The sequence below is a fragment of the Nocardiopsis ganjiahuensis DSM 45031 genome (assembly GCF_000341085.1).
Classification (GTDB): Bacteria; Actinomycetota; Actinomycetes; order Streptosporangiales; family Streptosporangiaceae; genus Nocardiopsis; species Nocardiopsis ganjiahuensis.
This window is the reverse complement of the sequence record NZ_ANBA01000053.1, coordinates 1-575: the sequence shown is the minus strand read 5'-3', so window position 1 is coordinate 575 and position 575 is coordinate 1. Positions and strand designations below refer to the sequence as shown.

The following is a 575-nucleotide window of genomic DNA, read 5'->3' as shown; positions in this document are numbered from 1 at the left end:
GTCGTAGGACATCTCCAGAGTGTCCCCGTCAGGGGTGGTGACGCTGGTGGGTTTGGCCGGATTGGCGGTGTCGGCGAACCCCACCGCGGTGGCCGCTCCGGTGGGCAGTTCGGTGCCGATGAGGTTGTTGAACTCATCAAAGTCGTAGGTGACCGAGGCTTCCAGGGCGTCAGTCGTGGTGGCCACGTCCGAGTTAGCCGTCCAGGTCTGCGAACGGGTGTTACCGACCTGGTCGGTGGCGGAGGTCTGTCGGCCCTGGGAGTCGAAGGCCAGGGTGGACTCACCCCCGTTCGGGTCACTCACCACGGTCTCGGTGTTGGCGAAGTCGTCGTCGTAGGCATAAGACGTGCTCGCCCCGCCGTCGCTGCCGTCCGGGACCGTGAGCGAGGAGACCTGGCCGTCGTCGTTGTAGGCGATGGACCAGGTGGAACCGGTGGCATCAGTGATCGAGGCGAGCTGGCCGCCGTCGGTGTAGTCGAACCCCAACTCTTGACCGGCCCGGTCGACCATTCCGATCAGTCGGCCGTCCTCCCATTCCTGGGTGGTGGCGCTCTGCCCGATCGGGTCGGTGATCT

General features: G+C 65.7%; 1 pseudogene. It reads right to left on the bottom strand.

Going from position 1 to position 575, the window contains the following annotated elements:
* A pseudogene (locus tag D458_RS34705) lies at positions 1–575 on the bottom strand (hypothetical protein); the annotation flags it as partial.